The organism is Paenibacillus sp. FSL M7-1414 (assembly GCF_038003195.1).
Taxonomy (GTDB): domain Bacteria; phylum Bacillota; class Bacilli; order Paenibacillales; family Paenibacillaceae; genus Paenibacillus; species Paenibacillus amylolyticus.
The window spans coordinates 6,079,690-6,103,444 of record NZ_JBBOOS010000001.1 but is presented as its reverse complement, the minus strand read 5'-3'; the positions used below and the strand labels follow the sequence as shown (position 1 = coordinate 6,103,444).

Below are 23,755 nucleotides of genomic sequence, written 5' to 3'. Positions count from 1 at the left end.
ATGATGTGAGAGGTTACTGGCACACCCGGCCCCTTTGCCATGGGAGAGTGGCTAGAAAATTTTCACGGAGTATGTCCGATAAAAAATTGGGCGATAGAAGGAGGGACTAAAATGGCAAAGCAAAAAATTCGTATTCGTTTGAAAGCTTACGACCACAGAATTCTTGATCAATCCGCGGAGAAAATTGTTGAAACAGCAAAACGTTCGGGTGCTGGTGTATCCGGTCCGATTCCGCTTCCTACTGAAAAACAAATCATTACTATTCTTCGTGCGGTGCACAAGTACAAGGATTCTCGGGAACAATTCGAACAACGTACACATAAACGTTTGATCGACATCGTTAACCCGACTCCACAAACTGTGGATGCCTTGATGCGCTTGGATCTGCCGTCCGGTGTAGATATCGAAATTAAATTGTAATACAAGCTACAACAAAGACCATGTATAAAGGAAAAGAGGTGTCAACATGAAAGCAATCTTAGGAAAAAAACTCGGAATGACTCAAGTATTTACTCCTGAAGGTAACGTCGTTCCAGTAACGGTTATCGAAGCAGGCCCTTGTGTTGTTTTGCAAAAGAAAGACATTGAGAACGATGGCTACGAAGCAATTCAAATCGGTTACTCCGATAAGAAAGAGAAAAATGCTAACAAGCCAGAAGCAGGTCACGCTAAAAAAGCGAACACTGCCCCTAAGCGCTACGTTCGTGAAGTTCGCGGTATCAACATCGCAGAATATGAAGTTGGCCAAGAACTGAAAGCTGACATTTTCGCTGAAGGCGAATTCGTTGACGTAACGGGTATTTCTAAAGGTAAAGGTTTTGCCGGCGTTATCAAACGTTGGGGACAAAGCACTGGACCTATGTCACACGGTTCGCGTTACCACCGTGGCCCTGGTTCAATGGGTTCGATTCAAGCTAACCGCGTTCCTAAAGGCAAACGCCTGCCAGGACACATGGGACATGATACTATTACAATTCAACGTCTTGAAGTAGTTAAAGTAGACGCTGAGCGTAACGTGTTGCTCGTGAAAGGTTCCATTCCTGGACCGAAAAACAGTCTCATCAGAGTTAAAGAAACGGTGAAAAAATAACCACTGAAGAAAGGAGGAACACAAAATGCCAAAAGTATCAGTTTACAATGTAGATGGTAGCCAAGTAGGCGAAGTTGAATTGAACGATGCGGTTTTCGGAATTGAGCCGAACCAACACGTTCTGTACGATGCAGTTCTTATGCAACGCGCTTCCCTTCGTCAAGGTACCCACAAAGTAAAAGGACGTTCTGAAGTTCGTGGCGGTGGACGTAAGCCTTGGAAACAAAAAGGTACAGGTCGCGCTCGTCAAGGTTCAATTCGTTCACCACAATGGAAAGGCGGCGGTATCGTATTTGGTCCAACACCACGGAGCTATGCGTATAAACTGCCTAAGAAAGTTCGCCGCTTGGCGATCAAATCAGCCCTTTCATCCAAAGTGCTTGACAATGACATTATCGTTTTGGACGCTCTCACGTTGAGTACGCCTAAAACTAAAGAATTTGCAGCCATCTTGAGTAACCTCAAAGTGGGACGTAAAGCTTTGATCGTAGCTCCTAGCTATGATGATAATGTAGCTCTTTCCGCACGGAATATTCCAGGCGTGAAATTCGTAGCTGCTGACGGTATTAATGTTCTTGACGTGCTTTCGCACGACAAATTGATCATTACGAAAGAAGCAGTTCAGAAGGTAGAGGAGGTGCTCGCGTAATGAAGGATCCTCGTGATATTGTAAAACGTCCGATTATTACGGAACGTACTGCTGACATGATGAACGACTTGAAATATGTATTTGAAGTCGATATCCGTGCAAACAAAACCGAGATCAAAAAGGCAGTAGAAGCTATTTTCAATGTAAAAGTGAAAAACGTGAACACGCTTCGTGTTCCAGCTAAGCCGAAACGGTACGGACGTTATTCCGGATATACTAGCGAATGGAAAAAAGCGTTTGTAACGTTGACAAAAGACAGCAAAACGCTTGAGTTCTTTGAAACTGTATAATTGAATTTTTGAAGTAAGGAGGGAAACCCAGTGCCAATCAAAAAGTATAAACCAACATCCCCGGCAAGACGGAACATGTCCGTTTCTACATTTGAGGAAATCACCACAAATCAGCCGGAGAAATCGTTGTTGGCCCCGTTGAGCAAACAAGCAGGCCGCAACAACCAAGGTAAAATTACAGTTCGTCACCATGGTGGTGGACACAAACGTAAATACCGTATCATTGACTTCAAACGTACTAAAGATGGAATACCGGGCCGCGTTGCTACGATTGAGTATGACCCGAACCGTACATCCAACATCGCTCTGATTCACTATGCTGATGGTGAAAAGCGTTATATCATCGCTCCTAAAGGTTTGAAAGTTGGAGATCAAGTATTCTCCGGACCTGAATCAGACATCAAAATCGGTAACGCACTGCCACTCGAAAACATTCCAGTAGGTACCGTTATCCACAACATCGAGTTGAAACCAGGTAAAGGCGGACAATTGGTTCGTGCTGCTGGTACAGAAGCTCAATTGCTTGGTAAAGAAGAAAAATACGTTTCCGTTCGTCTCTCTTCCGGAGAAGTTCGTCGTATTTTGAAAGTTTGCCGCGCGACAATCGGATCTGTAGGTAACCAAGACCACGAGCTCATCAAAATCGGTAAAGCCGGTCGTAGCCGTTGGTTGGGTAAACGTCCTGAGGTTCGTGGTGTAGTAATGAACCCTAACGATCACCCACACGGTGGTGGTGAAGGTCGTGCTCCAATCGGACGTAAATCGCCAATGTCACCATGGGGTAAACCTACACTTGGTTACAAAACGCGTAAGAAAAATAAAGCTTCTGATAAATACATCATTCGCCGCCGCACGAAGTAATACACACTGTGCATAACTTCGTGAGGCATCTGCGGATGCATAATAGCTATGTTTGAAGGGAGGATCTCCACATGGGTCGCAGTTTGAAAAAAGGGCCATTCATTGATGGCTACATGCTTAAAAAGGTAGAAGAGATGGAAGCTTCAGGTAAGAAGAATGTGATCAAAACCTGGTCCCGTCGTTCTACAATTTTCCCGCAATTCATCGGACACACATTTGGCGTTTACGATGGTCGTAAACACGTGCCAGTGTATGTAACTGAGGACATGGTCGGACACAAACTGGGTGAGTTCGCTCCAACCCGTACGTACAAAGGCCATACTGCTGATGATAAGAAAACAAGAAGATAAATGAGTATCTTTAATGTTTGAAAGGAGGTTACACAATGGAAGCAAAAGCACATGCTAAGTTTATCCGGATTGCTCCTCGTAAAGCTCAACTCGTTGTTGACTTGATTCGTGGCAAGCAAGTAGGTGAGGCGGTTGCCATTCTCCGTCACACTCCGAAATCTGCTTCTCCAATCGTTGAGAAGTTGCTTAACTCCGCTATTGCGAATGCGGAACATAACTATTCTTTGGATGTTAACAACTTGGTTATCTCGCAAGCTTACGTGAACCAAGGACCGACAATGAAACGTTTCCGCCCTCGTGCAATGGGACGTGCAAGTCGTATTAACAAACGTACTAGCCACATTACTTTGGTGGTATCTGAGAAGTAGAAGGAGGGGAAATGTGTGGGCCAAAAGGTAAATCCAGTCGGACTCCGTGTCGGAATTATCCGTGACTGGGAATCTAAGTGGTATGCAGGCAAAGACTTCGGTGATCTTTTGATGGAAGACGTGAGAATTCGTGAATTCCTGAAAAATAAATTGAAAGACTCCGCTTTATCTCGTGTAGAAATTGAGAGAGCGGCTAACCGCGTAAACGTAACGATTCACACTGCTAAACCAGGTATGGTTATTGGTAAGGGTGGTTCGGAAGTTGAAAATCTTCGTAACCAAATTACGAAAATTGCTGGCGGTAAAAAAGTACACATCAACATTTCTGAAATTAAGAACCAAGACTTGGACGCTGTTCTTGTAGCTGAAAGCATTGCACAACAATTGGAACGTCGTGTTTCTTTCCGTCGTGCTCTGAAACAAGCAATTCAAAGAACTATGCGCTCCGGTGCTAAAGGTATCAAAACTCAAGTAGGCGGACGTCTTGGCGGTGCTGAGATCGCACGTTCTGAAGGCTACAGCGAAGGAACTGTTCCACTGCACACACTGCGTGCTGACATTGACTATGGTACAGCAGAGGCTCATACTACTTACGGACTTATCGGCGTAAAAGTATGGATCTATCGTGGAGAGGTTCTTCCTACGGCTAAGAAACAAGCTGCTAAGGAAGGAGGCAACTAATCATGTTGGTACCAAAACGCGTAAAACACCGTAAGCAACAACGTGGACATATGAAAGGCCAAGCTAAAGGCGGAACGACTCTGAACTTTGGCGAATACGGTCTGCAAGCTACGGAACCGGCTTGGATTACGAACCGTCAGATCGAAGCGGCTCGTATTGCGATGACTCGTTACATCAAACGTGGTGGTAAAGTTTGGATCAAAATTTTCCCAGACAAACCAATCACTCAAAAGCCTCTCGAGGTTCGGATGGGTAGCGGTAAAGGTAACGTAGAAAAATGGGTTGCAGTAGTGAAACCAGGTAAGATCATGTTTGAACTTGCTGGTGTACCGGAGGAAATTGCACGCGAAGCAATGCGTCTTGCCGCTCACAAACTGCCAATCAAAACGAAGTTCGTGAAACGTGAAGAATTGGGTGGTGAAGCAAATGAAAGCTAGTGAATTTCGCAACCTAACCTCTGCTGAAATCGAGCAAAAGATTGCCGGATTTAAAGAAGAACTCTTTAACCTCCGCTTTCAATTAGCTACCGGTCAGCTGGATAACCCGACTCGCATCCGTGATGTGCGGAAAGAAATAGCTCGTGCTAAAACCATTATCCGTGAGAGAGAATTGGGAATCGGTTAATTAGGGATAGGATGGACAATCCGTCCGTAATCAGGAAGGAGGCCAACAATGAGCGAAGAACGTAACGCACGTAAAGTGCAAACTGGTAAAGTGGTCAGCGATAAAATGGACAAAACGATTGTTGTTGCTGTAGAAACTTACAAAAAACACAACTTGTACCATAAACGCATTAAGGTTACTAAAAAATTCAAAGCGCATGACGAAGAAAACACTGCGAAAATCGGTGACACGGTGAAAATCATGGAGACTCGTCCGCTTTCGAAAGATAAACGCTGGAGACTTACTGAGATCGTAGAAAAAGCGGTTATCATCTAATGCATCAGCAGCATTGCTGAAAGGAGGAATACTAAATGATTCAACCATTTACACGTTTGACTGTGGCCGACAACTCCGGTGCGAAGGAACTGATGTGTATCCGCGTACTCGGCGGTACGGGACGTCGTACAGCTCAAATCGGTGATCTGATCGTTTGTTCTGTTAAACAAGCAACACCAGGCGGCGTTGTCAAAAAAGGTGATGTAGTTAGAGCGGTTGTCGTTCGTACGAAACGTTCTGTACGTCGTAAAGACGGTTCCTACATCGGTTTTGATGAAAATGCAGCGGTTGTTGTAAAAGACGACAGAAGCCCACGTGGAACACGTATTTTCGGACCAGTTGCTCGCGAACTTCGCGATAAAGACTTCATGAAAATCGTTTCCTTGGCTCCAGAAGTTATCTAAAGCTTAATCTCGTGATGTTAGAAACAGGAGGTGTACGAAATGCCAAGAGTGAAAAAAGTTCTGGAATCCCATAACAACAAACTTCACGTTAAAAAGGAAGATACGGTTATGGTGATCAGCGGTAAAGACAAAGGTAAAAAAGGCCGTGTCATCGCTGCTTATCCTCGTGAGAACCGCGTCCTTGTGGAAGGTGTTAACATGGTGAAAAAACACCAGAAGCCTAACCAGCAAAATCCGCAAGGCGGCATTATCGAGAAGGAAGCTCCGATTCACGTTTCCAACGTAATGCACATCGATCCGAAGAGCGGAAAAGTAACCCGTGTAGGTTACAAAGTTTTGGATAACGGTAAGAAAGTGCGCGTTGCTAAACGTTCCGGAGAAATTATCGACTAATTGAACCGAATGAGAAAGGAGGGCTATGATTCATGGCATCAAGAATGAAAGAACGTTACCTGCAAGAAATCGCTCCTGCTTTGATGCAGAAGTTTAACTATACAACGGTAATGCAAGTGCCGAAAATCGAGAAAATCGTTATCAACATGGGTGTGGGCGACGCTGTCCAAAACTCTAAAGTGTTGGATTCTGCAGTAAACGATTTGCAACTGATCGCAGGTCAAAAACCTGTAATCACTCGTGCTAAAAAATCTATCGCAGGTTTCAAACTGCGTGAGAATATGCCTATCGGTGTGAAAGTAACATTACGCGGTGAGCGTATGTACTACTTCCTAGATAAATTGCTCAACGTAACGCTTCCTCGTGTCCGCGACTTCCGCGGTGTATCGAGTAAAGCTTTCGATGGACGTGGTAACTACACACTGGGTCTGAAAGAGCAACTGATCTTCCCAGAGATCGAGTATGATAAAGTTGATAAAGTCCGCGGTATGGATATTGTCATCGTAACAACGGCGAAAACAGACGAAGAGTCCCGCGAATTGCTCACGCAAATGGGAATGCCTTTCGTTAAGTAATGTTGGCATAACGTTTCCGGGTGTCTGGAAAGACTCCCTTTTCTCCGAAATTATTTAGGAGGTGTCAGGCTAAGTGGCAAAAACTTCGATGAAAGTTAAACAACAACGTACACCTAAGTTTAAAGTACGTGCATATACACGCTGTGAGCGTTGCGGACGTCCACATTCGGTCCTGCAAAAGTTCAAAATTTGCAGAATTTGTTTCCGTGAATTAGCTTATAAAGGCCAGATCCCTGGCGTGAAAAAAGCAAGCTGGTAAAAAGTCCTGAACGGGAAGGAGGTTAACTCACAATGACTATGTCTGATCCAATTGCAGATATGCTTACTCGTATTCGTAACGCGAACACTGTTCGTCACGAAACGGTAGAAATGCCTGCTTCGACAATGAAAAAACAAATCGCCGATATCCTGAAGCGTGAAGGTTTCATCCGTGACGCTGAAGTTATCGATGATAACAAACAAGGGATTATCCGTGTTTTCCTGAAATACGGTCAAAATAACGAGCGCGTTATCACTGGTCTGAAAAGAATCAGTAAACCTGGTCTTCGTGTTTACACGAAAAGCAACGAAGTACCTCGTGTACTTGGTGGCCTAGGAATCGCGATCATCTCGACATCTAAAGGTATCATGACGGACAAAGAAGCTCGTCAATCGAAATCCGGCGGAGAAGTCGTTTGCTACGTTTGGTAATATAACGTCACAAGATAGGAGGTGCAACATATGTCTCGTATTGGTCGCAAACCAATCACAGTACCAAGTGGTGTAGACATCACCCTGGACAACACCGTTATTACGGTAAAAGGACCTAAAGGAACTTTGACTCGTGAGCTTCATAAAGACATGAAGGTTACAGTTGAAAATAACGAAATCACAGTTGTGCGTCCTTCCGATAACAAAACTCACCGTTCTTTGCACGGCACAACGCGTAGCGTTGTAAACAATATGGTGAGCGGCGTTACTGAAGGATTCGCGAAATCTCTGGAATTGGTTGGGGTCGGATATCGTGCAAGCAAATCCGGAGATAAAATCGTTCTGAACGTTGGTTACTCTCACCCGGTTGAAATTACACCGGAAGCGGGAATCGAATTCGAAGTACCTTCGAATACAAAAATCATCGTTCGCGGAATTGACAAAGAGCGTGTAGGTGCTTACGCTGCTAAAATCCGTTCCGTACGTGAACCTGAGCCGTACAAAGGTAAAGGTATTAAATATGAAGGCGAGCGTATCATCCGTAAGGAAGGTAAAGCCGGTAAGAAGAAATAAGATTTCTCTTACCGCCTTTGCGCGGCTTTCGGCTTGCTTGCTTCGTGTGTTTCTAATATACCCCGTGGCTTCTGCTTTGAAGCCAGCGAGGTAACCTGAAAGGAGTGAATCTTTGAGATGATTACGAAACCAGATAAAAATAAGGCTCGTCTGAAAAGACACCTTCGTGTTCGTAAGAAAATCCAAGGAACGGCAGCACGTCCGCGTTTGAACGTATTCCGTTCTGGTAAACATATGTATGCTCAAATCATCGATGATGTTGCTGGTGTAACAATCGCTTCCGCGTCTACCGTAGACAAAGAATTGAGCACTGACATCAAAAATGGTGCATCTGTTGAATCAGCTCGTAAAGTTGGCGAACTCGTTGCTAAACGTGCTAAAGACAAAGGTGTTTCCAACATCGTATTTGACCGTAGCGGTTATCTGTACCATGGTCGTATCGCAGCATTGGCTGAAGCGGCTCGTGAAGCAGGACTTGAGTTTTAAGATATTTTTCAAAAGGAGGTTAACGACTTGCGTGTAGATCCGAATACTTTGGAACTGACTGAAAGAGTTGTAAATATTAATCGCGTAGCTAAAGTAGTAAAAGGCGGACGCCGTTTCAGCTTTAGCGCACTGGTTGTAGTCGGCGACGGCAACGGCTGGGTTGGAGCTGGTATCGGTAAAGCGGGCGAAGTACCTGATGCAATTCGCAAAGGTATTGAAGACGCTAAGAAAAACCTTGTACACGTTCCACTCGTAGGAACATCGATTCCTCACTTGGTAACAGGTAAGTTCGGCGCAGGACGCGTGCTGTTGAAACCAGCATCTGAAGGTACTGGTGTTATCGCTGGTGGTCCTGTACGTGCGGTTCTCGAACTTGCTGGTGTAGGTGACATTTTGACAAAATCTCTGGGTTCTTCGAATTCCATGAACATGGTCAATGCGACTTTGGAAGGTTTGTCCCGTTTGAAGCGTGCTGAAGACGTGGCTAAACTGCGCGGAAAATCCGTCGAAGAGCTTCTGGGTTAAGGAGGGAATTCTCATGGCTAAATTAGAAATTACCCTCGTCCGCAGCTTGATCGGACGTCCGGAGACGCAAAGAACAACTGTGAAAACATTGGGTTTGCGCAAAATCAATAGCAAAGTGGTACAAAACGATAATCCTGCCATCCGTGGTATGATTAACAAAGTAAGCCACTTGGTTGCTGTTAAAGAAGTAGAAGCTTAATAACGGGTTAATCCCACAAATCTTTAAGGAGGTGCAACGAACGATGAAGTTACATGAGCTTTCACCATCTCCTGGATCCCGCAAAGAACGTAAACGTCTTGGTCGCGGTCCAAGTAGTGGTACAGGTAAAACATCAGGTCGCGGTCACAAAGGACAAAATTCTCGTTCTGGCGGTGGAGTTCGTCCAGGCTTCGAAGGTGGACAAAATCCATTGTATCGTCGCTTGCCAAAACGTGGTTTTGTAAACCCAACTCGCAAAGAATATGCAGTTGTGAATACTGAAGACCTGAACAGTTTTGCTGCGGGTACTGAAGTAACTCCAGAATTCTTGATGACGAATGGCGTAGTTAAAAACGCTAAATCCGGAATCAAAATCCTGGGTAACGGTGATGTCACTGTGAAGCTGACTGTTAAAGCTAACAAGTTTTCTCAATCTGCTATTGAGAAAATTGAAGCTGCCGGCGGTACAACTGAGGTGATTTAATGTTCAAGACCCTAAAGAATATCTGGCGGGTTGAAGATCTGCGCAAAAGGGTATTATTTACCCTTTTTGTACTGATCATTTACCGCATCGGCTCCTTTGTCCCCGTGCCGGGAGTTAACAAAGATGTGTTCGAAGCGACAAATTCTGCGGGTAAAGAAGTTTTTGGACTTCTCAATACGTTCTCGGGTGGAGCGCTCTTCCAGTTCTCGATATTTGCGCTCGGGATCGTGCCTTACATCACTGCGTCTATCATAGTACAGTTGCTTTCCATGGACGTTATTCCTAAATTAGCGGAATGGGCAAAGCAAGGTGAACAAGGTAAGAAGAAATCTGCACAGTTGACCCGTTATTTAACCATCGGGCTGGCATTGATTCAAGCGTTTGGTACGTCGATCGGATTCAACCGCTTGTACAATACAGAGATGGTGCCTAACGCTACATTTGCAGATTATATCTTGATCGCGATTGTACTTACGGCCGGTACTTCATTCCTGATGTGGCTTGGTGAGCAGATCACCGAGAAGGGCATAGGAAACGGGATTTCGATCTTGATCTTTGCGGGTATCCTATCTACGGTGCCTAACATTATCAAACAAACGATCGAATCTGACTTCATTCAACCTGACCAACTGTTTATGAATATTCTTAAAGGTGTTATCATCGCAATTGTTATTGTGTTGATCATCATAGGAGTCATTTACATTCAGCAGGCGATTCGGAAGATTCCGGTACAGTACGCTAAACGTGTCGTAGGTAACAAAATGTACGGTGGACAGAATACACATATCCCGCTGAAAATTAATGCAGCAGGTGTTATCCCTGTCATCTTTGCTTCATCGCTGTTGATGTTCCCAACGATCATCGCCAACTTCTGGGCAGATCGCCTCTGGGCACAGTGGATCGGACAGAATCTGACTACACACAAACCTCTTGGTATGTTGCTGTATGTCGTGATGATCTTCGGTTTCACATTCTTCTATACTTTTGTACAGATGAATCCACAGCAGATGGCTGACAATATGAAAAAGAACGGCGGTTACATCCCAGGCATTCGCCCGGGTAAAGCAACCGAGAAATATCTGACCCGTGTCATGACTCGTTTGACAATGGCCGGAGCCATCTTCTTGGCAGTCATTTCCGTTCTGCCTGTATTCTTAGGGGCACTTTCTGGTTTGCCTCAATCTGCGCAAATTGGAGGAACATCCCTCCTGATCGTTATCGGTGTTGCGCTGGATACGATGAAGCAAATCGAAAGCCAATTGATCAAACGCCACTACAAAGGTTTTATCAATAAATAGGCAATAGGTACCGGTCGAGTGAAGATTTACTTGCCGGCACCTATTGTGCTGTTTGTTGATGTAGGGTAGTCTTGGAGGGAGTGACATAACGTGAACATCCTATTCATGGGCCCTCCGGGGGCAGGAAAAGGAACGCAAGCAGACGTCATCGTGAAAGAGTTCGGTATTCCCCATATTTCAACAGGCGATGCATTTCGTCTCGCGATCAAACAGGGAACTCCCATTGGCATGAAAGCCAAGGAATATATGGATCAAGGATTGCTTGTACCAGATGATGTAACCATTGGCATCGTTGAAGAACGTTTGCAGCAGCCTGACTGCAGAGAAGGTTTCCTCTTGGACGGATTTCCAAGAACCCTTTCCCAAGCAGAAGCGCTCGATGGCATTCTGGATCGATTGAACTCAGGTCTCGATCATGTAATCAACCTGAAAGTGGATCGCAACAAATTGCTCGCTCGTTTGACGGGTCGTCGAATTTGTAAAAACTGTGGTTCCACTTATCATGTGGTATTCAATCCGCCTAAGCAGGAAGGTATTTGTGATAAATGCGCTGGTGAGTTGTATCAACGCTCTGATGATAATGAAGAGAGTGTAGGTACACGACTGGACGAGTATATCAACAAAACAGCACCACTCCTCACGTTCTATGAGACTAAAGGTCTTCTTCGTCAAATGAACGGAGAACAGGATATCGATCAAGTTTCTCAAGAAATCGTGTCCTTACTGAGAGGTTAATTGATGATCATTGGTAAGTCCGAAACGGAACTGGGCTTGATGAGGGAAGCAGGGAGAATTGTTGCGGAAACGCATCGTCTCTTGGCAGAGCATATCGCTCCCGGTATTACGACTGGAGAACTTGACCATATGGCTGATCAATATATCCGCAGTCAAGGAGCTGTGCCGTCTTTCAAAGGTTATAACGGTTTCCCTGCCAGTGTGTGCGCTTCAGTCAATGAAGAGTTGGTACATGGATTTCCCGGCAAACGCAAGTTGAACGAGGGCGATATCGTTACGTTTGACATTGGCGCGCAGTACCAGGGGTATCATGGAGATTCCGCCTGGACTTATCCGGTCGGCCGTATTTCCGAAGAAGCCCGTCGTCTTCTGGACGTTACCGAGGCTTCGTTATACGCAGGTCTGGCGCTGGTAAAACCGGACGTTCGCTTGTTTACAATATCTCATGCAATTCAGAAATATATTGAAGATGAAGGGTTCTCCGTAGTTCGTGAATATGTCGGTCACGGCATAGGCGCAGATCTGCACGAAGAACCACAGATTCCGAACTATGGTCTTCCCGATCGGGGACCACGGCTTAAAGCGGGCATGGTGCTGGCCATAGAGCCGATGGTTAACGTAGGTAGACGGTATGTGAAAACGTTGGAAGATAACTGGACTGTCGTCACGGTTGATGGTAAGTTATGTGCACACTTTGAACACACCGTAGCAGTTACACCAGATGGTATGGAAATTTTCACAAAACTGAATGCGTAGGTGATGAGGCATGAAAAGTCAGTCTAATCCGCAGCTCGGTCAACTTGTGAAGATCCGTAAAGGCCGCAATGCGGACCAAGCCGCAGTAATTGTTGCTATAGCGGACGGTAAGTTCGTATATATTGCGGATGGAGACAAACGTAAGTTTGATCAACCAAAGAAGAAGAATCTTCTTCATCTTGAACTCCAGCCCATGATTAGCAGCGAGGTTGTGAACAGTTTAAACGAGAGTGGTCGGGTGACAAATGGAAAGCTCCGTTACGCGGTTCATTCATTTCTGGAATCCACCAACATTCAAGCTGAAGAGAAAGGAGACTGACTAATGGCTAAGGAAGATGTCATTGAAGTGGAAGGTACGGTTCTCGAACCGCTACCGAATGCAACATTCAAGGTTGAGCTTGAGAACGGTCATCAAATTCTCGCTCACGTTTCCGGAAAACTGCGGATGCACTTTATCCGTATCCTGACTGGAGACAAAGTAGTTGTTCAGTTGTCGCCTTATGATTTAACAAAAGGTCGCATAACTTACCGTAAATAGTAGTAGACAGTTGCAATGAACTGTGAAGCTTATGTAGCGGGTTTTGCCCGGCAAAACTTGCGAAAGCTTCGAAGCCGGTTTTACAATAGTAGAACAAGGTCAATGCTTACGAAGAGGGTTTTGCTTAGCAAAACTTTGAGGAGGTAATTCACATGAAGGTAAGACCTTCGGTCAAGCCGATTTGCGAAAAGTGCAAAGTCATTCGCCGCAAAGGGAATGTTATGGTTATCTGTGAAAATCCGAAACACAAACAAAAACAAGGTTAAAGAAGGGGGTGTAGCGTAAAATGGCACGTATATCTGGTGTGGATTTGCCACGTGATAAGCGCGTTGAGATCGCCTTGACTTATATTTTCGGAATCGGTAAAACGACTTCCCAGAAAATTCTGAGCACAACAGGCATCAATCCGGACACTCGTGTTCGTGATTTGACGGAAGATGAAGTCAGCAAATTGCGTGAAAGTATCGATAAAGAGGTCAAAGTAGAAGGTGACCTGCGTCGAGAAATCTCTTTGAATATTAAACGTTTGACGGAGATCGGTTGTTACCGTGGAGTTCGTCATCGTCGTGGTCTGCCTGTTCGTGGACAACGTACGAAAACGAATGCTCGTACTCGTAAAGGTCCTCGTCGTACAGTAGCGAACAAGAAGAAATAATAAGGGGGGATAAGAGAAAATGGCTAAACCGAAAAAAGTCGTACGTACTAAACGTCGTGACCGTAAGAATATTGAATCTGGCGTGGCGCATATCCGTTCCACTTTCAATAACACTATCGTTACTATTACGGATCCTCACGGAAACGCAATTTCGTGGGCAAGCTCCGGCGGCCTCGGATTCAGAGGTTCCCGTAAATCGACTCCGTTTGCTGCACAAATGGCTGCTGAGACTGCTGCCAAAGCTGCAATGGAACATGGGATGAAAGCCGTTGAGGTTATGGTTAAAGGACCAGGCGCAGGCCGTGAAGCAGCGATCCGCTCTTTGCAAGCTGCTGGTCTTGAAGTTAACCTGATCAAAGACGTAACTCCAGTCCCGCATAACGGATGCCGTCCTCCAAAACGTCGTCGTGTCTAATGAGATTTGCCCCTGCGTGTGGTATATTTCCGGCACAATCTGCTAATAATGGTTGTTTAGGCATACTACTACATGTTTTCGCAAGAGAAGGTAAATGTTTCATAGAGGACCGACGTTTTGAAGGAGGGGTATTGCAGTGATTGAAATCGAAAAGCCGAAAATTGAGACGGTAGACGTCAACGATGATGGCACCTATGGGAAATTCGTAGTAGAACCGCTTGAGCGCGGATACGGTACGACGCTTGGAAACTCGCTTCGCCGAATCTTGCTCTCGTCACTGCCGGGTGCGGCAGTGTCTTCGGTTCAAATCGATGGCGTTCTGCATGAATTTGCTACAGTTCCTGGCGTAATGGAAGATGTAACGGAGGTTATTCTTAACCTGAAAGCTTTGTCGCTTAAGATTCATTCAGACGAGGAGAAAGTGCTCGAGATTGATGCTGAAGGCGAAGGAGCAATTACGGCTGGAGATATCCGTGCTGACTCCGATGTGGAAATCCTTAATCCGGATTTACACATTGCTACGCTCGGACCAGGTTCGAGACTTCACATGCGTATTTTTGCCAATCGCGGTCGCGGCTACGTCCAGGCAGATCGGAATAAACGCGATGACCAGCCGATCGGCGTCATCCCAGTCGATTCCATCTTCACCCCGATCAGTCGCGTTAACTACGCTGTGGAAAATACGCGTGTCGGTCAAGTGACCAACTATGACAAGCTCACGTTGGAAGTTTGGACTGATGGAAGTATTCGTCCTGAAGAGGCTGTAAGCCTCGGCGCTAAAATTTTGACTGAGCATTTGATGCTCTTCGTGGGTCTTACAGACGAAGCGAAAGATGCAGAAATCATGGTCGAAAAAGAAGAAGACAAAAAAGAAAAAGTACTCGAAATGACGATCGAAGAGCTGGATCTCTCTGTTCGTTCCTACAACTGCCTCAAACGCGCCGGTATTAATACCGTGCAAGAGCTGACTACGAAAACGGAAGAAGACATGATGAAAGTCCGTAACCTCGGACGCAAGTCTTTGGAAGAAGTTCAAGAGAAGCTTGAGGAACTTGGTTTGGGACTCCGTACAGAAGAATAGACAGCCGAGTGCTTGAAGTGAAGGAGGGAAAACAATGGCATACCAAAAGTTGGGCCGTAATTCCAGCGCACGTAAAGCTTTGTTCCGTGACCTGGTAACCGACCTGTTCTTATACGAACGCATTCAGACAACTGAAGCGAAAGCAAAAGAGGTTCGCTCTATTGCTGAAAAACTGATCACTAAAGCGAAAAAGGGAGATCTTCATGCCCGTCGCCAAGTGGCAGCTTATGTTCGCCGCGAAACTATCGATGGTGAGCAAGATGCAATCCAAAAACTGTTTAGCGAATTGTCCGGTCGTTACGCTGAGCGTCCAGGTGGATACACTCGTATCTTGAAACTGGGACCTCGTCGTGGTGACGCAGCGCCAATGGTTTACTTGGAACTGGTAGACCGCGCGTAAAACAGATGAGATGAGGAAAGGGGACAGAATCAACGATTCTGGATTAACCCTTTTTTTCTCTTCATTTCGGAATTCGTGCTGTAATAGAAGCTCCGTAAGGGGCTTCTTTTGCTGTTCGGGATAGGGATATGTATAGTATGGAACAAAGGTGTGGTAATAATGCGGAACTTATGTATGACGTTAACTTATGATGGCACTGCCTATTTCGGCTTCCAAGTACAGCCGGGTGGGAATACCATTCAGGATCATCTTGAAGATGCGATTCGTGCTTTAACCGGTGAGAAGGTTAAAATTACAGGTTCAGGCCGAACAGATGCAGGTGTTCACGCCCGCAGACAAATCTTCAATTTTCCTACGGAGTCCCAGATCCCGATTGAACGTTGGTGTATTGCACTCAACTCCAGATTACCCTCCGATATTGTCGTTATTGATGCGATTGAAGTTTCGGCTGATTTTCATTCTCGCTATGCAGCGAAAAAGAAAACGTATCGTTATACAGTCAATGCGAATCAATTTCCGGATGTATTCAACAGAAGACTGCAATATCATCATCATGCGAAGCTTGATATTATGGCAATGCAGGAGGGCTTACGACATTTCATAGGGACGTATGATTTTACCTCTTTTGCTTCACGCAAGTCTCAGAAAGAGAATCATGTCCGTTCGGTGTACGAAGCATGGATGGAAGTGGACCGATCAATGTGCAGAGACCATCCGCGCGATCAGGGTGTCATTCACATTTATGTGAGTGGTAACGGCTTTTTGCAGCATATGGTTCGTATCATTGTAGGGACACTGCTGGAGATCGGAGAGGGCAAACGGAAAGCCTCTGATGTACCAAATATGATTGCTGCATGTAATCGATCTGCTGCAGGACCTACTGCAGTTAGCTGCGGTTTAATGCTCTGGGATCTTGAATACAAAAAAGATTAAATTTGGTGAGTGAAAAGCTTAATTAACACTTGCGATTTAATCGCCTATCATGTAATATAAAAGTTGTGTTTTCTTAATGGCTTTCCCACAGCCCCAATTAAGAGGTTCACATCAAATTTACAATCCATCAACACCTAAAGTTATAACTTAACGAACGAAGATAAATGAAAATGATGATTTTGAACATTTTAAGGAGGAACTTTTCATGCGTACTACGTACATGGCGAAGCCTAACGAAGTTGAGCGCCAATGGCACATCATTGATGCTGAAGGCAAAACCCTCGGACGTTTGGCGAGCGAAGCAGCAGCTTTGATTCGCGGCAAACACAAGCCACAATTCACTCCACATGTGGACACTGGCGATTTCGTTGTTATCATCAATGCTGAGAAAATCGTATTGACTGGTAAGAAAATGCAAGGTAAAAAATACTACCGTCACTCAATGCACCCAGGTGGTTTGAAAGTAACTACAGCTGAAGAGATGGTTAAAAACAAACCTGAGCGTATGTTGGAATTGGCTGTTCGCGGTATGCTTCCTAAAACTCGCATGGGCGAGAAAATGAAGTTGAGACTTAAAGCGTACAGAGGCACTGAGCATCCACATGCAGCACAAAAACCAGAAGTTTACGAACTTCGCGGTTAATTAAAAGGAGGACAGTTTCATGGCACAAGTACAATACTATGGGACAGGTCGTCGTAAACATTCGGTAGCACGTGTTCGCCTTGTACCGGGTGAAGGACGCATTGTCATCAATAAACGTGATATTAATGAATACTTCGGTTTGGAAACACTCAAACTGATCGTAAAACAACCACTGAACTTGACAGAAACGCTCAACAACTATGACGTTCTTGTTATTGCTCATGGTGGCGGAATCTCCGGTCAAGCCGGCGCAATCCGTCATGGTATCTCCCGCGCTCTGCTCAAAGCAGATCCGGAATACCGTGCATCCCTGAAAAAAGCAGGATTCCTGACTCGTGACCCACGTATGAAAGAGCGTAAAAAATACGGTCTTAAAGCGGCTCGTCGCGCACCTCAGTTCTCCAAACGTTAATATTAAAAGCCTTTGGCCTCGGTCAAAGGCTTTTTTATATAATCATGACTATTACGCCATATATTATTTTAGTTTATGCGATAGCTCTTATATCTCTGATGTCTCTGATGTCTCTCCCCATGCTTCTGCATTTTTCCTTCATTGCCTTTTCAATGTGCCCTTAATGTCCCTCAATACAGTCCTATAATATGTACGTTAATACATCCACATTTTACTGAACCTCTCTAATCGTTTCGATCATTGAATATGCTCATACCCATCGCTCACCACTCACCACACATTTTATAACAGCTCTTTTATAATCATCGATTAGAACTCATGCGTGATTTCTTGAATGCACTCGGCTTACTGTTTTTGCACTTAATTCTTTATTGCAAACCTTATCAGTATTTCTTATGGAAACGATAAAAGTCCCTTACATATCAACAGCTAAAATTCGCAACGTTGCTCCCCTTAAAACTTTAGCTTTTCTTCCTTCATTTTCAATCACCTAGTGATTTTTGGATGTTGTTCTTGACGACAAGAACTGTCCAAACCCAGTAACAGCAAAGGTTTTCCGGGGTAAGAGATGTATTTTTACTTGCCTAGTGACCTGGGCCAACATCATTGTTTTTATCTCATTAACAGAGAAATGGATAAATTGAACCAAAATATTGTTTGAGAGCGACGATCAAAAATGGACAAAAACTGATTTATTTTACCATATGGCAGGCATTGACATCCCCAATGAAAGATTTATACTAAACATAATTCATATTAGATTAGTCGGCTTTAGGTGTGTTGAAATGCAGAATGGGGGAAATTCACAGATGAACTTGTTGGAGAAAGAAGATTTGGCACGGACGAAGGCAGAGGAACTGGAACATGCCAGTCCAGAGGATATTATTCGGTATGCTATTGAAACATTCCCAAATATCACTTTTGCATGTAGCTTTGGTGCAGAAGATGTTGTACTTGTAGATATGGTGCAGAAAATCAGCCCATCCACAGATATTTTTTATCTGGATACAGATTTTCACTTTAAAGAAACATACGAAACACGTGATAAGATGCAGGAGAACTACAACCTTGAATTTGTACGCGTGTCACCTAAGATTACTCCGGAAGAGCAGGCAGCTGAGCACGGTGAAGAGTTGTGGAAGTCTGATCCCAATGGGTGCTGTAACATTCGCAAAGTCGAACCGTTAACACGTATTCTTTCTCAGTATGATGCATGGATTACAGGTATCCGCAGAGATCAAGCACCAACTCGTGCAAACTCAAAGAAGGTTGAATATGATTCCAAATTTGGCCTGATGAAATTTAATCCGATTGCGCACTGGACGACTGAGGATGTATGGCAATATATTCGTGACAATAACGTTGTATATAACCCTCTTCATGACCAGAACTACCCAAGTATTGGTTGTGAGCATTGTACACGTCAGGTTATGCCTGGTGAGGACCCTCGTGCTGGACGCTGGTCTGGTAATGATAAAACGGAATGTGGCCTTCATAAATAATAGATATACAAGGAGCTGACAAGATGACATCGATTCTGCCTCATGGAGGTACGCTGGTTCAGCGTATCGTACAAGGAGAAGAACGGGAGCAATTGTTGCAAGACAGTAAAAACTTATCCTCTTTGCTTATTAATACCTGGACGATTTCAGATTTGGATCTAATTGGTGTAGGTGCGTTCTCACCACTTCAAGGTTTCTTGAATGAGGAAGATTACCTTTCGGTGGTGTCTCGCATGCGTCTTGCCGATGGAACAGTCTGGAGTATACCGATTACACTTGCTGTTGACGATAAACAAGCCGCATCCCTCCAGATTGGTGAACGTGTGAAACTTGTTGGTGATCAAGATGGAGTCACTTATGGATTGCTCGAAGTCCAAAGTATATACCAGGTGGATCAGGGTGAAGAAGCCCGGCGTGTATTCAAAACAGATGATCCCGAGCACCCGGGTGTTAAAAAACTTTTGGAGCGTCCTGCAACATACGTAGGAGGTCCAATCCAAGTGTTGAACCGTCCAAAACCTTCGAAATTTGAAGAATTCTATTATGATCCTGCAGATACCCGGAAAATTTTTCAGGAGAAGGGTTGGAAGACGGTAGTTGGTTTTCAGACACGTAATCCGGTCCATCGGGCTCATGAATACATTCAGAAGAGCGCTATGGAGATTGTAGACGCACTCTTCCTGAATCCGCTTGTTGGAGAGACAAAGTCGGACGATGTTCCTGCAGATGTTCGGATGAAGAGTTATCTGGTATTACTGGAGAACTATTACCCGGCTGATCGTGCGTTCCTTGGTGTGTTCCCCGCAGCCATGCGGTATGCTGGTCCACGTGAAGCTATTTTCCATGCGATGGTTCGCAAAAATTACGGGTGTACCCACTTTATTGTTGGTCGTGACCATGCGGGTGTTGGTGATTATTATGGAACATATGAAGCACAGGAGATCTTTACTAACTTTACAGCAGAGGAACTGGGGATCACTCCGTTGTTCTTCGAACATAGTTTCTTCTGTACCAAATGTGGAAACATGGCATCGAGCAAAACTTGCCCACATGATAAAGAACATCATATGGCGCTTTCCGGCACCAAAGTACGCGGGTTGCTCCGTGACGGCCAGTGCCCTCCACCTGAATTTACACGTCCTGAAGTAGCTGAGGTGCTGATTGAAGGAATGGCGGAGCAAGTCCGCTCCTAGCGGTATATTTGTCCATCTTGTCCCATATAGATGATTAGAGTCATTTATAGGGACGAGGTGGTTTTTTTATGCGTAAAAATATGGGGAAACACTTTGTAGTCTGGATTAGGCTAAAAACAATCAAAAGGGTCATGCTGAGTCTCTGTCTACTGGCCATGTTAGTGGCGGTAATGTCCTATGAACTGCCTTCCGCTAAGACGTCAGGTTATTGGAGTTTGCCGATGGCGGGTAAAGTCATTGCCATTGATGCAGGACACGGAGGTCCAGATGGAGGAGCGGTAAGTAAACAGGGGGTTATTGAAAAAGATATCAACCTGTCTATCGCCCTGTATGTGAGAGATTATTTGCAACAGGCAGGGGCCTTAGTGGTTATGACACGAGAAATAGACACTGATTTGGCGGAATCAGACACCAAGGGTTACTCCAAACGCAAGACGGAAGATCTGAAACAAAGAGTACGGCGGATAGAGGATAAGCAAGCAGATCTCTTTATTAGCATTCACATGAACAGTGTCCCATCCAACCGATGGAGTGGAGCGCAGGTTTTCTATACAACTAACCATCCGGATAACGAAGGTTTGGCTAATCTGCTACAACAAGAGATGGTTCGTAATCTGGAGAATACAGATCGAATCGCCAAAACGGTGAATACGGTTTATCTGTTACAGGCTCTGAAGATCCCTTCAGCGCTGGTAGAAGTGGGTTTCCTTTCTCATCCGGAAGAGGCACGTATGCTTGCCGACGAAGCTTATCAACGCAAGGTAGCTGCTTCGATCTATAATGGAATTCTCAGATATTCCTCAGGAGAAAGGCCTAAAAGTTAGTCAGAACAAGAAAGCTAATGATATAATTGGATCAGCATACCTAATTACATGCCAATAGATAAAGCTGAGGTGCTGTCTGATGTTATCAAAAGAACAGATACTTGAACTGTTACAGCCATTACAAGAACCACAATTGGGAGTAAGTCTGACCGAACTGGAATGGTTTCGAGATATTATGGTGAAAGAAAATCATGTGTCTCTGACCATAGTGACACTGGAAAATCGACCTGAGGATACAACGGCCTTGAGTGATGCAGCGCGTAATCTGTTGTCCCAGCATGGACTGAAGGATGTACATATTCGTGTGCGTGCAGCTTCTGAGCATGATCGTGAGAGCCTGAATATGGGACAACCCGATAATGAGCCAGATCGGGACGAAGTGCTCGTAAAAGGTCACGCAGCGGGTCTGGATGGACATGAGCTGTTAAGTCCTGAATCAGGTGTTCGTTTTATTGCTGTGGCCAGTGGTAAAGGTGGCGTTGGTAAATCAACGGTAACCGTTAATCTGGCTGCAGCCTTGGCACGTCAAGGCAAGAAAGTGGGCTTAATTGATGCGGATATCTATGGCTTCAGTGTACCCGACATGATGGGGATTGAAGAATATCCGGTCGTTGAAGATGGCGTTATTCAACCGGTTGAACGTTTTGGCGTCAAAGTCATGTCGATGGGCTTCTTTATTCGGGAGAACAATCCGGTAATCTGGCGTGGACCCATGCTAGGTCGGATGTTGCGTCAATTCTTTACGGATGTCCAGTGGGGCGAATTGGATTATATATTACTGGATTTGCCACCAGGTACGGGAGATGTTGCTTTGGATGTGCATCAGATGTTGCCACAGAGCAAGGAAATCATCGTTACCACGCCGCATGCAACGGCAGCTTTTGTCGCAGCACGTGCGGGTGCAATGGCCATTCAGACCGATCATGAGTTACTTGGTGTGGTTGAGAATATGGCTTATTATGAGTGCGGCAGTTGCGGAGAGAAGGATTATGTCTTTGGTCGTGGAGGCGGGGGAAGACTTGCGGAAAGTCTGCATACAAGCCTGCTTGCCCAGATTCCATTAGGCACGCCGGATAATCATCCTTCCGAGCCTGATTTCTCACCATCTGTATACAAAGCTGATTCCCGTATAGGGGCTATCTACGATGAAGTTGCCCGGTCCATTGAATCCAAATTCTAATGGTATGAGTGTTATAAATACAAATAAAGCCTGCGTCCACCATTCGGATGCAGGCTTTTCAGTTTCTGTAATATACCAACATCTACTGTTTATGAACCTCCACCGCTGCCAGAATCTCCACTTCCACCATCTCCGCCATCACTTCCACCTTCGCCCTGACCGTCTTGCTGTCCGCCTTGCTCTTCCCCCTGTTTTCCGCCACTTTCCACTTTGGGTTGCAATTCATCCTGTACTACCTTCTTGAGCAAAGTGAGTACTTCCATGCGGAACAAAGGATTTTGCATCACTTCCTGCATGACAGTCATCGTCTGTTTACGATAATCGGGAGTCTTCGTCATATCCATGAACATCTTGGATACCTCAGGTGACTTCATGATGTCTTCAACAGACTTTTGATATGTGGGATCTTTAATCAATTGCATATGAAGTTGTTTACTTTGTGCGTTGATCACTTTGGCAAATTCACCCGCAAACTGCGGATCGGTCATGATTTTTTCGAATTCCTTCTTATATTCGGGAGCTGTGATGGTATCTTTTACTGCAATACGTATTTGTTCCGAAGATTGCACAGGCATTAACATTTTCATACCAATGGATCCTGAAGCACCACCCGAACCGCCGCCTTCTTCAGAACCGCTGCTTCCGCTGGATGAGCTTTGACCTGTAAGAGCTTCCTCCACCGCTTTCTTGCCTTCGTCACTTTTCAAAATATCTACAACCATTGTTTTCATCTCTTTATAACTGCCCTGAGGAGGCGAAGAACTCTGATCTGAACCGCAGCCGGCAAGCATGACGGATAGCCCCAGTACGACACAGCATAGCTGCCACAAAGGCCGTTTCATGTGTACAATCCCTCCTTGATTAGATACTGGATGTAGTATGTGATGGGAAAGGGGGAAATATGTTGAGCAATGATGGTTTTTTGCTGAGAAGGTTGGTAAAATAAACACTCGGGGGTGGAAAACTTTTGAATTTACGTAGATGGTTTTTCCTGTTTTGGACAGCCTTGCTTATTGGGGCTACGGGAGCATTGGGCACAGGATTGATTATGATGCTGGTGAACGGGGAGAAAACAAATGGATTGAATGATTTTCTTCTGTATCTTTTGATCTTATTTGGATCAGGGGTTATGATCAGCGTGTATTCACAAATGGGTTTCTTTGCATATCTGATATTGAATTATATGGGTAAAGGTGTATTTCCAAAGCGCGGTTGGCAGATCGTGCAGATTGTACTAACGGTGTTAGCCCTGCTTGACGTGATGTTTTTACGCCTGTTTGTTGGGGGAGACCGAGAGCGCATATCGGATATTGTGTTAGGTATCATTATTTTGGCAGCTGCAATTGTTACCGCTTACGTTAAAGTAAAGCTGACTCATATCTCCGCGCTTGTACCTACACTCTTTTTCATGATTGCCGTCACCATAGTGGAGACGATCGGCGTATTACGTATTGATGTGAATGCTGCAACCATATTTATTGTGGTTCCCTTGCTCCTATGTAATGCATACCAAATGCTGATATTGCACAGGCTGGTGGATGTATCGACGAACCGGAGTGTAAGTGGAAAGGCAGAACAGTTGAAAGAAAGCCGAGCATAGAATTCATTTTGCACAAAAAACATACCAAAAAGA

40 protein-coding genes are annotated in these 23,755 nt (G+C 44.9%); 39 read left to right on the top strand and 1 reads right to left on the bottom strand.

Annotation, left to right across the window (positions count from 1 at the left end; all coding sequences use genetic code 11):
* Window positions 1–111: 111 nt before the first annotated feature.
* From rpsJ to MHH92_RS26620, 38 genes are all read left to right on the top strand, one after another.
* Window positions 112–420 carry a 30S ribosomal protein S10 gene (gene rpsJ, locus MHH92_RS26805; RefSeq protein WP_017692074.1) on the top strand — a complete coding sequence of 103 codons (309 nt, stop codon included), beginning with the start codon at window positions 112–114 and terminating at the stop codon, window positions 418–420.
* A gap of 46 nt (window positions 421–466) precedes the next feature.
* Window positions 467–1,090 carry a 50S ribosomal protein L3 gene (gene rplC, locus MHH92_RS26800; RefSeq protein ID WP_017692075.1) on the top strand — a complete coding sequence of 208 codons (624 nt, stop codon included), beginning with the start codon at window positions 467–469 and terminating at the stop codon, window positions 1,088–1,090.
* 25 nt (window positions 1,091–1,115) lie between these two features.
* A complete protein-coding gene (rplD, locus tag MHH92_RS26795) occupies window positions 1,116–1,739 on the top strand; it encodes a 50S ribosomal protein L4 (RefSeq protein ID WP_017692076.1) in 624 nt (207 codons plus the stop codon).
* A complete protein-coding gene (gene rplW / locus MHH92_RS26790) occupies window positions 1,739–2,029 on the top strand; it encodes a 50S ribosomal protein L23 (protein WP_017692077.1) in 291 nt (96 codons plus the stop codon). Before rplD ends, rplW begins: the two co-directional genes overlap by 1 nt.
* 30 nt (window positions 2,030–2,059) lie before the next feature.
* Entirely contained in the window at window positions 2,060–2,890 is an 831-nt protein-coding gene (rplB, locus tag MHH92_RS26785) for a 50S ribosomal protein L2 (protein WP_017692078.1), read from the top strand.
* A gap of 71 nt (window positions 2,891–2,961) precedes the next feature.
* On the top strand, window positions 2,962–3,240 hold the full coding sequence (gene rpsS / locus MHH92_RS26780) for a 30S ribosomal protein S19 (protein WP_017692079.1): 279 nt from the start codon (window positions 2,962–2,964) through the stop codon (window positions 3,238–3,240).
* A gap of 35 nt (window positions 3,241–3,275) precedes the next feature.
* Window positions 3,276–3,608 (top strand): 50S ribosomal protein L22, encoded by a 333-nt coding sequence (gene rplV, locus MHH92_RS26775; protein ID WP_017692080.1) that lies wholly within the window; start codon window positions 3,276–3,278, stop codon window positions 3,606–3,608.
* Between the two features lie 15 nt (window positions 3,609–3,623).
* Entirely contained in the window at window positions 3,624–4,289 is a 666-nt protein-coding gene (gene rpsC, locus MHH92_RS26770) for a 30S ribosomal protein S3 (protein WP_036607182.1), read from the top strand.
* Between the two features lie 2 nt (window positions 4,290–4,291).
* Window positions 4,292–4,726 (top strand): 50S ribosomal protein L16, encoded by a 435-nt coding sequence (gene rplP, locus MHH92_RS26765; protein ID WP_017692082.1) that lies wholly within the window; start codon window positions 4,292–4,294, stop codon window positions 4,724–4,726.
* Complete coding sequence (rpmC, locus tag MHH92_RS26760) at window positions 4,716–4,913, top strand: 50S ribosomal protein L29 (protein ID WP_017692083.1); 198 nt, start codon at window positions 4,716–4,718, stop codon at window positions 4,911–4,913. The genes rplP and rpmC overlap by 11 nt, the downstream gene beginning before the upstream one ends.
* Window positions 4,914–4,961: 48 nt before the next feature.
* Window positions 4,962–5,228 (top strand): 30S ribosomal protein S17, encoded by a 267-nt coding sequence (rpsQ, locus tag MHH92_RS26755; protein ID WP_017692084.1) that lies wholly within the window; start codon window positions 4,962–4,964, stop codon window positions 5,226–5,228.
* Window positions 5,229–5,263: 35 nt separating this feature from the next.
* The gene (gene rplN / locus MHH92_RS26750; RefSeq protein ID WP_017692085.1) at window positions 5,264–5,632 is read left to right on the top strand and encodes a 50S ribosomal protein L14; all 369 of its coding nucleotides are present in this window, start codon (window positions 5,264–5,266) and stop codon (window positions 5,630–5,632) included.
* A 39-nt stretch (window positions 5,633–5,671) separates the two neighbouring features.
* Entirely contained in the window at window positions 5,672–6,025 is a 354-nt protein-coding gene (gene rplX, locus MHH92_RS26745; RefSeq protein WP_017692086.1) for a 50S ribosomal protein L24, read from the top strand.
* Between the two features lie 32 nt (window positions 6,026–6,057).
* The gene (gene rplE, locus MHH92_RS26740; protein WP_047841121.1) at window positions 6,058–6,600 is read left to right on the top strand and encodes a 50S ribosomal protein L5; all 543 of its coding nucleotides are present in this window, start codon (window positions 6,058–6,060) and stop codon (window positions 6,598–6,600) included.
* A 73-nt stretch (window positions 6,601–6,673) separates the two neighbouring features.
* Window positions 6,674–6,859, top strand: a complete 186-nt coding sequence (locus MHH92_RS26735; RefSeq protein WP_013312154.1) for a type Z 30S ribosomal protein S14 — start codon at window positions 6,674–6,676, stop codon at window positions 6,857–6,859.
* Between the two features lie 32 nt (window positions 6,860–6,891).
* Window positions 6,892–7,290 carry a 30S ribosomal protein S8 gene (gene rpsH / locus MHH92_RS26730; RefSeq protein WP_017692088.1) on the top strand — a complete coding sequence of 133 codons (399 nt, stop codon included), beginning with the start codon at window positions 6,892–6,894 and terminating at the stop codon, window positions 7,288–7,290.
* A 30-nt stretch (window positions 7,291–7,320) separates the two neighbouring features.
* On the top strand, window positions 7,321–7,863 hold the full coding sequence (gene rplF, locus MHH92_RS26725) for a 50S ribosomal protein L6 (RefSeq protein ID WP_017692089.1): 543 nt from the start codon (window positions 7,321–7,323) through the stop codon (window positions 7,861–7,863).
* Between the two features lie 117 nt (window positions 7,864–7,980).
* Complete coding sequence (gene rplR, locus MHH92_RS26720) at window positions 7,981–8,349, top strand: 50S ribosomal protein L18 (RefSeq protein WP_017692090.1); 369 nt, start codon at window positions 7,981–7,983, stop codon at window positions 8,347–8,349.
* Between the two features lie 27 nt (window positions 8,350–8,376).
* Complete coding sequence (rpsE, locus tag MHH92_RS26715) at window positions 8,377–8,874, top strand: 30S ribosomal protein S5 (RefSeq protein ID WP_017692091.1); 498 nt, start codon at window positions 8,377–8,379, stop codon at window positions 8,872–8,874.
* 13 nt (window positions 8,875–8,887) lie between these two features.
* Entirely contained in the window at window positions 8,888–9,073 is a 186-nt protein-coding gene (rpmD, locus tag MHH92_RS26710) for a 50S ribosomal protein L30 (RefSeq protein WP_017692092.1), read from the top strand.
* 43 nt (window positions 9,074–9,116) lie between these two features.
* Window positions 9,117–9,557 carry a 50S ribosomal protein L15 gene (rplO, locus tag MHH92_RS26705; RefSeq protein WP_017692093.1) on the top strand — a complete coding sequence of 147 codons (441 nt, stop codon included), beginning with the start codon at window positions 9,117–9,119 and terminating at the stop codon, window positions 9,555–9,557.
* Window positions 9,557–10,855 carry a preprotein translocase subunit SecY gene (gene secY / locus MHH92_RS26700; protein WP_047841120.1) on the top strand — a complete coding sequence of 433 codons (1,299 nt, stop codon included), beginning with the start codon at window positions 9,557–9,559 and terminating at the stop codon, window positions 10,853–10,855. The genes rplO and secY overlap by 1 nt, the downstream gene beginning before the upstream one ends.
* 90 nt (window positions 10,856–10,945) lie before the next feature.
* Window positions 10,946–11,590, top strand: coding sequence for an adenylate kinase (locus tag MHH92_RS26695; RefSeq protein ID WP_036607188.1), 645 nt, complete (start codon window positions 10,946–10,948; stop codon window positions 11,588–11,590).
* 3 nt (window positions 11,591–11,593) lie between these two features.
* Entirely contained in the window at window positions 11,594–12,346 is a 753-nt protein-coding gene (map, locus tag MHH92_RS26690) for a type I methionyl aminopeptidase (protein WP_036607191.1), read from the top strand.
* Window positions 12,347–12,356: 10 nt separating this feature from the next.
* Complete coding sequence (locus MHH92_RS26685; protein WP_253503541.1) at window positions 12,357–12,665, top strand: KOW domain-containing RNA-binding protein; 309 nt, start codon at window positions 12,357–12,359, stop codon at window positions 12,663–12,665.
* Window positions 12,666–12,668: 3 nt separating this feature from the next.
* Window positions 12,669–12,884 (top strand): translation initiation factor IF-1, encoded by a 216-nt coding sequence (gene infA, locus MHH92_RS26680; protein WP_017692098.1) that lies wholly within the window; start codon window positions 12,669–12,671, stop codon window positions 12,882–12,884.
* Between the two features lie 152 nt (window positions 12,885–13,036).
* The gene (rpmJ, locus tag MHH92_RS26675; protein ID WP_003333770.1) at window positions 13,037–13,150 is read left to right on the top strand and encodes a 50S ribosomal protein L36; all 114 of its coding nucleotides are present in this window, start codon (window positions 13,037–13,039) and stop codon (window positions 13,148–13,150) included.
* Between the two features lie 20 nt (window positions 13,151–13,170).
* Window positions 13,171–13,539, top strand: coding sequence for a 30S ribosomal protein S13 (gene rpsM / locus MHH92_RS26670; protein WP_036607200.1), 369 nt, complete (start codon window positions 13,171–13,173; stop codon window positions 13,537–13,539).
* 19 nt (window positions 13,540–13,558) lie between these two features.
* Complete coding sequence (rpsK, locus tag MHH92_RS26665) at window positions 13,559–13,954, top strand: 30S ribosomal protein S11 (RefSeq protein WP_017692100.1); 396 nt, start codon at window positions 13,559–13,561, stop codon at window positions 13,952–13,954.
* Between the two features lie 136 nt (window positions 13,955–14,090).
* Window positions 14,091–15,035, top strand: coding sequence for a DNA-directed RNA polymerase subunit alpha (locus MHH92_RS26660; RefSeq protein ID WP_017692101.1), 945 nt, complete (start codon window positions 14,091–14,093; stop codon window positions 15,033–15,035).
* A gap of 34 nt (window positions 15,036–15,069) precedes the next feature.
* Window positions 15,070–15,435, top strand: coding sequence for a 50S ribosomal protein L17 (gene rplQ / locus MHH92_RS26655; protein WP_017692102.1), 366 nt, complete (start codon window positions 15,070–15,072; stop codon window positions 15,433–15,435).
* A gap of 159 nt (window positions 15,436–15,594) precedes the next feature.
* Window positions 15,595–16,368, top strand: coding sequence for a tRNA pseudouridine(38-40) synthase TruA (truA, locus tag MHH92_RS26650; protein WP_017692103.1), 774 nt, complete (start codon window positions 15,595–15,597; stop codon window positions 16,366–16,368).
* 205 nt (window positions 16,369–16,573) lie between these two features.
* On the top strand, window positions 16,574–17,011 hold the full coding sequence (rplM, locus tag MHH92_RS26645) for a 50S ribosomal protein L13 (RefSeq protein WP_024633564.1): 438 nt from the start codon (window positions 16,574–16,576) through the stop codon (window positions 17,009–17,011).
* 19 nt (window positions 17,012–17,030) lie between these two features.
* Window positions 17,031–17,423: a 30S ribosomal protein S9 gene (gene rpsI, locus MHH92_RS26640; protein WP_017692105.1), complete on the top strand. Its 393-nt coding sequence runs from the start codon at window positions 17,031–17,033 to the stop codon at window positions 17,421–17,423.
* 809 nt (window positions 17,424–18,232) lie between these two features.
* Window positions 18,233–18,925, top strand: a complete 693-nt coding sequence (locus MHH92_RS26635) for a phosphoadenylyl-sulfate reductase (RefSeq protein WP_076320297.1) — start codon at window positions 18,233–18,235, stop codon at window positions 18,923–18,925.
* A 23-nt stretch (window positions 18,926–18,948) separates the two neighbouring features.
* Complete coding sequence (gene sat / locus MHH92_RS26630) at window positions 18,949–20,118, top strand: sulfate adenylyltransferase (RefSeq protein WP_253503538.1); 1,170 nt, start codon at window positions 18,949–18,951, stop codon at window positions 20,116–20,118.
* A 68-nt stretch (window positions 20,119–20,186) separates the two neighbouring features.
* Window positions 20,187–20,942, top strand: a complete 756-nt coding sequence (gene cwlD / locus MHH92_RS26625; protein WP_036607212.1) for an N-acetylmuramoyl-L-alanine amidase CwlD — start codon at window positions 20,187–20,189, stop codon at window positions 20,940–20,942.
* A gap of 79 nt (window positions 20,943–21,021) precedes the next feature.
* Window positions 21,022–22,122, top strand: coding sequence for an Mrp/NBP35 family ATP-binding protein (locus tag MHH92_RS26620; RefSeq protein ID WP_301291300.1), 1,101 nt, complete (start codon window positions 21,022–21,024; stop codon window positions 22,120–22,122).
* Window positions 22,123–22,211: 89 nt separating this feature from the next.
* Here the strand turns inward: MHH92_RS26620 and gerD are convergent, their stop codons facing one another.
* Window positions 22,212–22,964 carry a spore germination lipoprotein GerD gene (gene gerD / locus MHH92_RS26615; RefSeq protein WP_047841116.1) on the bottom strand — a complete coding sequence of 251 codons (753 nt, stop codon included), beginning with the start codon at window positions 22,962–22,964 and terminating at the stop codon, window positions 22,212–22,214.
* A 125-nt stretch (window positions 22,965–23,089) separates the two neighbouring features.
* On the opposite strand from gerD, the gene MHH92_RS26610 reads away from it, so the two are divergent.
* Entirely contained in the window at window positions 23,090–23,722 is a 633-nt protein-coding gene (locus tag MHH92_RS26610) for a KinB-signaling pathway activation protein (RefSeq protein ID WP_253503535.1), read from the top strand.
* The last annotated feature ends 33 nt before the right edge of the window (window positions 23,723–23,755 follow it).

Bases quoted from the DNA above. Each gene is read 5' to 3' on its own strand.
- rplN (WP_017692085.1), top strand. From the start codon at position 5,264: ATGATTCAACCATTTACACGTTTGACTGTGGCCGACAACTCCGGTGCG.
- rplX (WP_017692086.1), top strand. From the start codon at position 5,672: ATGCCAAGAGTGAAAAAAGTTCTGGAATCCCATAACAACAAACTTCAC.
- rplF (WP_017692089.1), top strand. From the start codon at position 7,321: ATGTCTCGTATTGGTCGCAAACCAATCACAGTACCAAGTGGTGTAGAC.
- rplM (WP_024633564.1), top strand. From the start codon at position 16,574: ATGCGTACTACGTACATGGCGAAGCCTAACGAAGTTGAGCGCCAATGG.
- secY (WP_047841120.1), top strand. From the start codon at position 9,557: ATGTTCAAGACCCTAAAGAATATCTGGCGGGTTGAAGATCTGCGCAAA.
- rpmC (WP_017692083.1), top strand. From the start codon at position 4,716: ATGAAAGCTAGTGAATTTCGCAACCTAACCTCTGCTGAAATCGAGCAA.
- rplP (WP_017692082.1), top strand. From the start codon at position 4,292: ATGTTGGTACCAAAACGCGTAAAACACCGTAAGCAACAACGTGGACAT.
- MHH92_RS26635 (WP_076320297.1), top strand. From the start codon at position 18,233: ATGAACTTGTTGGAGAAAGAAGATTTGGCACGGACGAAGGCAGAGGAA.
- rpmD (WP_017692092.1), top strand. From the start codon at position 8,888: ATGGCTAAATTAGAAATTACCCTCGTCCGCAGCTTGATCGGACGTCCG.
- rpsK (WP_017692100.1), top strand. From the start codon at position 13,559: ATGGCTAAACCGAAAAAAGTCGTACGTACTAAACGTCGTGACCGTAAG.
- infA (WP_017692098.1), top strand. From the start codon at position 12,669: ATGGCTAAGGAAGATGTCATTGAAGTGGAAGGTACGGTTCTCGAACCG.
- sat (WP_253503538.1), top strand. From the start codon at position 18,949: ATGACATCGATTCTGCCTCATGGAGGTACGCTGGTTCAGCGTATCGTA.
- rplR (WP_017692090.1), top strand. From the start codon at position 7,981: ATGATTACGAAACCAGATAAAAATAAGGCTCGTCTGAAAAGACACCTT.
- rpsQ (WP_017692084.1), top strand. From the start codon at position 4,962: ATGAGCGAAGAACGTAACGCACGTAAAGTGCAAACTGGTAAAGTGGTC.
- rplV (WP_017692080.1), top strand. From the start codon at position 3,276: ATGGAAGCAAAAGCACATGCTAAGTTTATCCGGATTGCTCCTCGTAAA.
- rplW (WP_017692077.1), top strand. From the start codon at position 1,739: ATGAAGGATCCTCGTGATATTGTAAAACGTCCGATTATTACGGAACGT.
- MHH92_RS26620 (WP_301291300.1), top strand. From the start codon at position 21,022: ATGTTATCAAAAGAACAGATACTTGAACTGTTACAGCCATTACAAGAA.
- rplD (WP_017692076.1), top strand. From the start codon at position 1,116: ATGCCAAAAGTATCAGTTTACAATGTAGATGGTAGCCAAGTAGGCGAA.
- rpsJ (WP_017692074.1), top strand. From the start codon at position 112: ATGGCAAAGCAAAAAATTCGTATTCGTTTGAAAGCTTACGACCACAGA.
- MHH92_RS26685 (WP_253503541.1), top strand. From the start codon at position 12,357: ATGAAAAGTCAGTCTAATCCGCAGCTCGGTCAACTTGTGAAGATCCGT.
- gerD (WP_047841116.1), bottom strand. From the start codon at position 22,964: ATGAAACGGCCTTTGTGGCAGCTATGCTGTGTCGTACTGGGGCTATCC.
- rpsS (WP_017692079.1), top strand. From the start codon at position 2,962: ATGGGTCGCAGTTTGAAAAAAGGGCCATTCATTGATGGCTACATGCTT.
- map (WP_036607191.1), top strand. From the start codon at position 11,594: ATGATCATTGGTAAGTCCGAAACGGAACTGGGCTTGATGAGGGAAGCA.
- rplC (WP_017692075.1), top strand. From the start codon at position 467: ATGAAAGCAATCTTAGGAAAAAAACTCGGAATGACTCAAGTATTTACT.
- truA (WP_017692103.1), top strand. From the start codon at position 15,595: ATGCGGAACTTATGTATGACGTTAACTTATGATGGCACTGCCTATTTC.
- rplQ (WP_017692102.1), top strand. From the start codon at position 15,070: ATGGCATACCAAAAGTTGGGCCGTAATTCCAGCGCACGTAAAGCTTTG.
- rpsI (WP_017692105.1), top strand. From the start codon at position 17,031: ATGGCACAAGTACAATACTATGGGACAGGTCGTCGTAAACATTCGGTA.
- cwlD (WP_036607212.1), top strand. From the start codon at position 20,187: ATGCGTAAAAATATGGGGAAACACTTTGTAGTCTGGATTAGGCTAAAA.
- rpmJ (WP_003333770.1), top strand. From the start codon at position 13,037: ATGAAGGTAAGACCTTCGGTCAAGCCGATTTGCGAAAAGTGCAAAGTC.
- rplO (WP_017692093.1), top strand. From the start codon at position 9,117: ATGAAGTTACATGAGCTTTCACCATCTCCTGGATCCCGCAAAGAACGT.
- rpsH (WP_017692088.1), top strand. From the start codon at position 6,892: ATGACTATGTCTGATCCAATTGCAGATATGCTTACTCGTATTCGTAAC.
- rpsM (WP_036607200.1), top strand. From the start codon at position 13,171: ATGGCACGTATATCTGGTGTGGATTTGCCACGTGATAAGCGCGTTGAG.
- rplE (WP_047841121.1), top strand. From the start codon at position 6,058: ATGGCATCAAGAATGAAAGAACGTTACCTGCAAGAAATCGCTCCTGCT.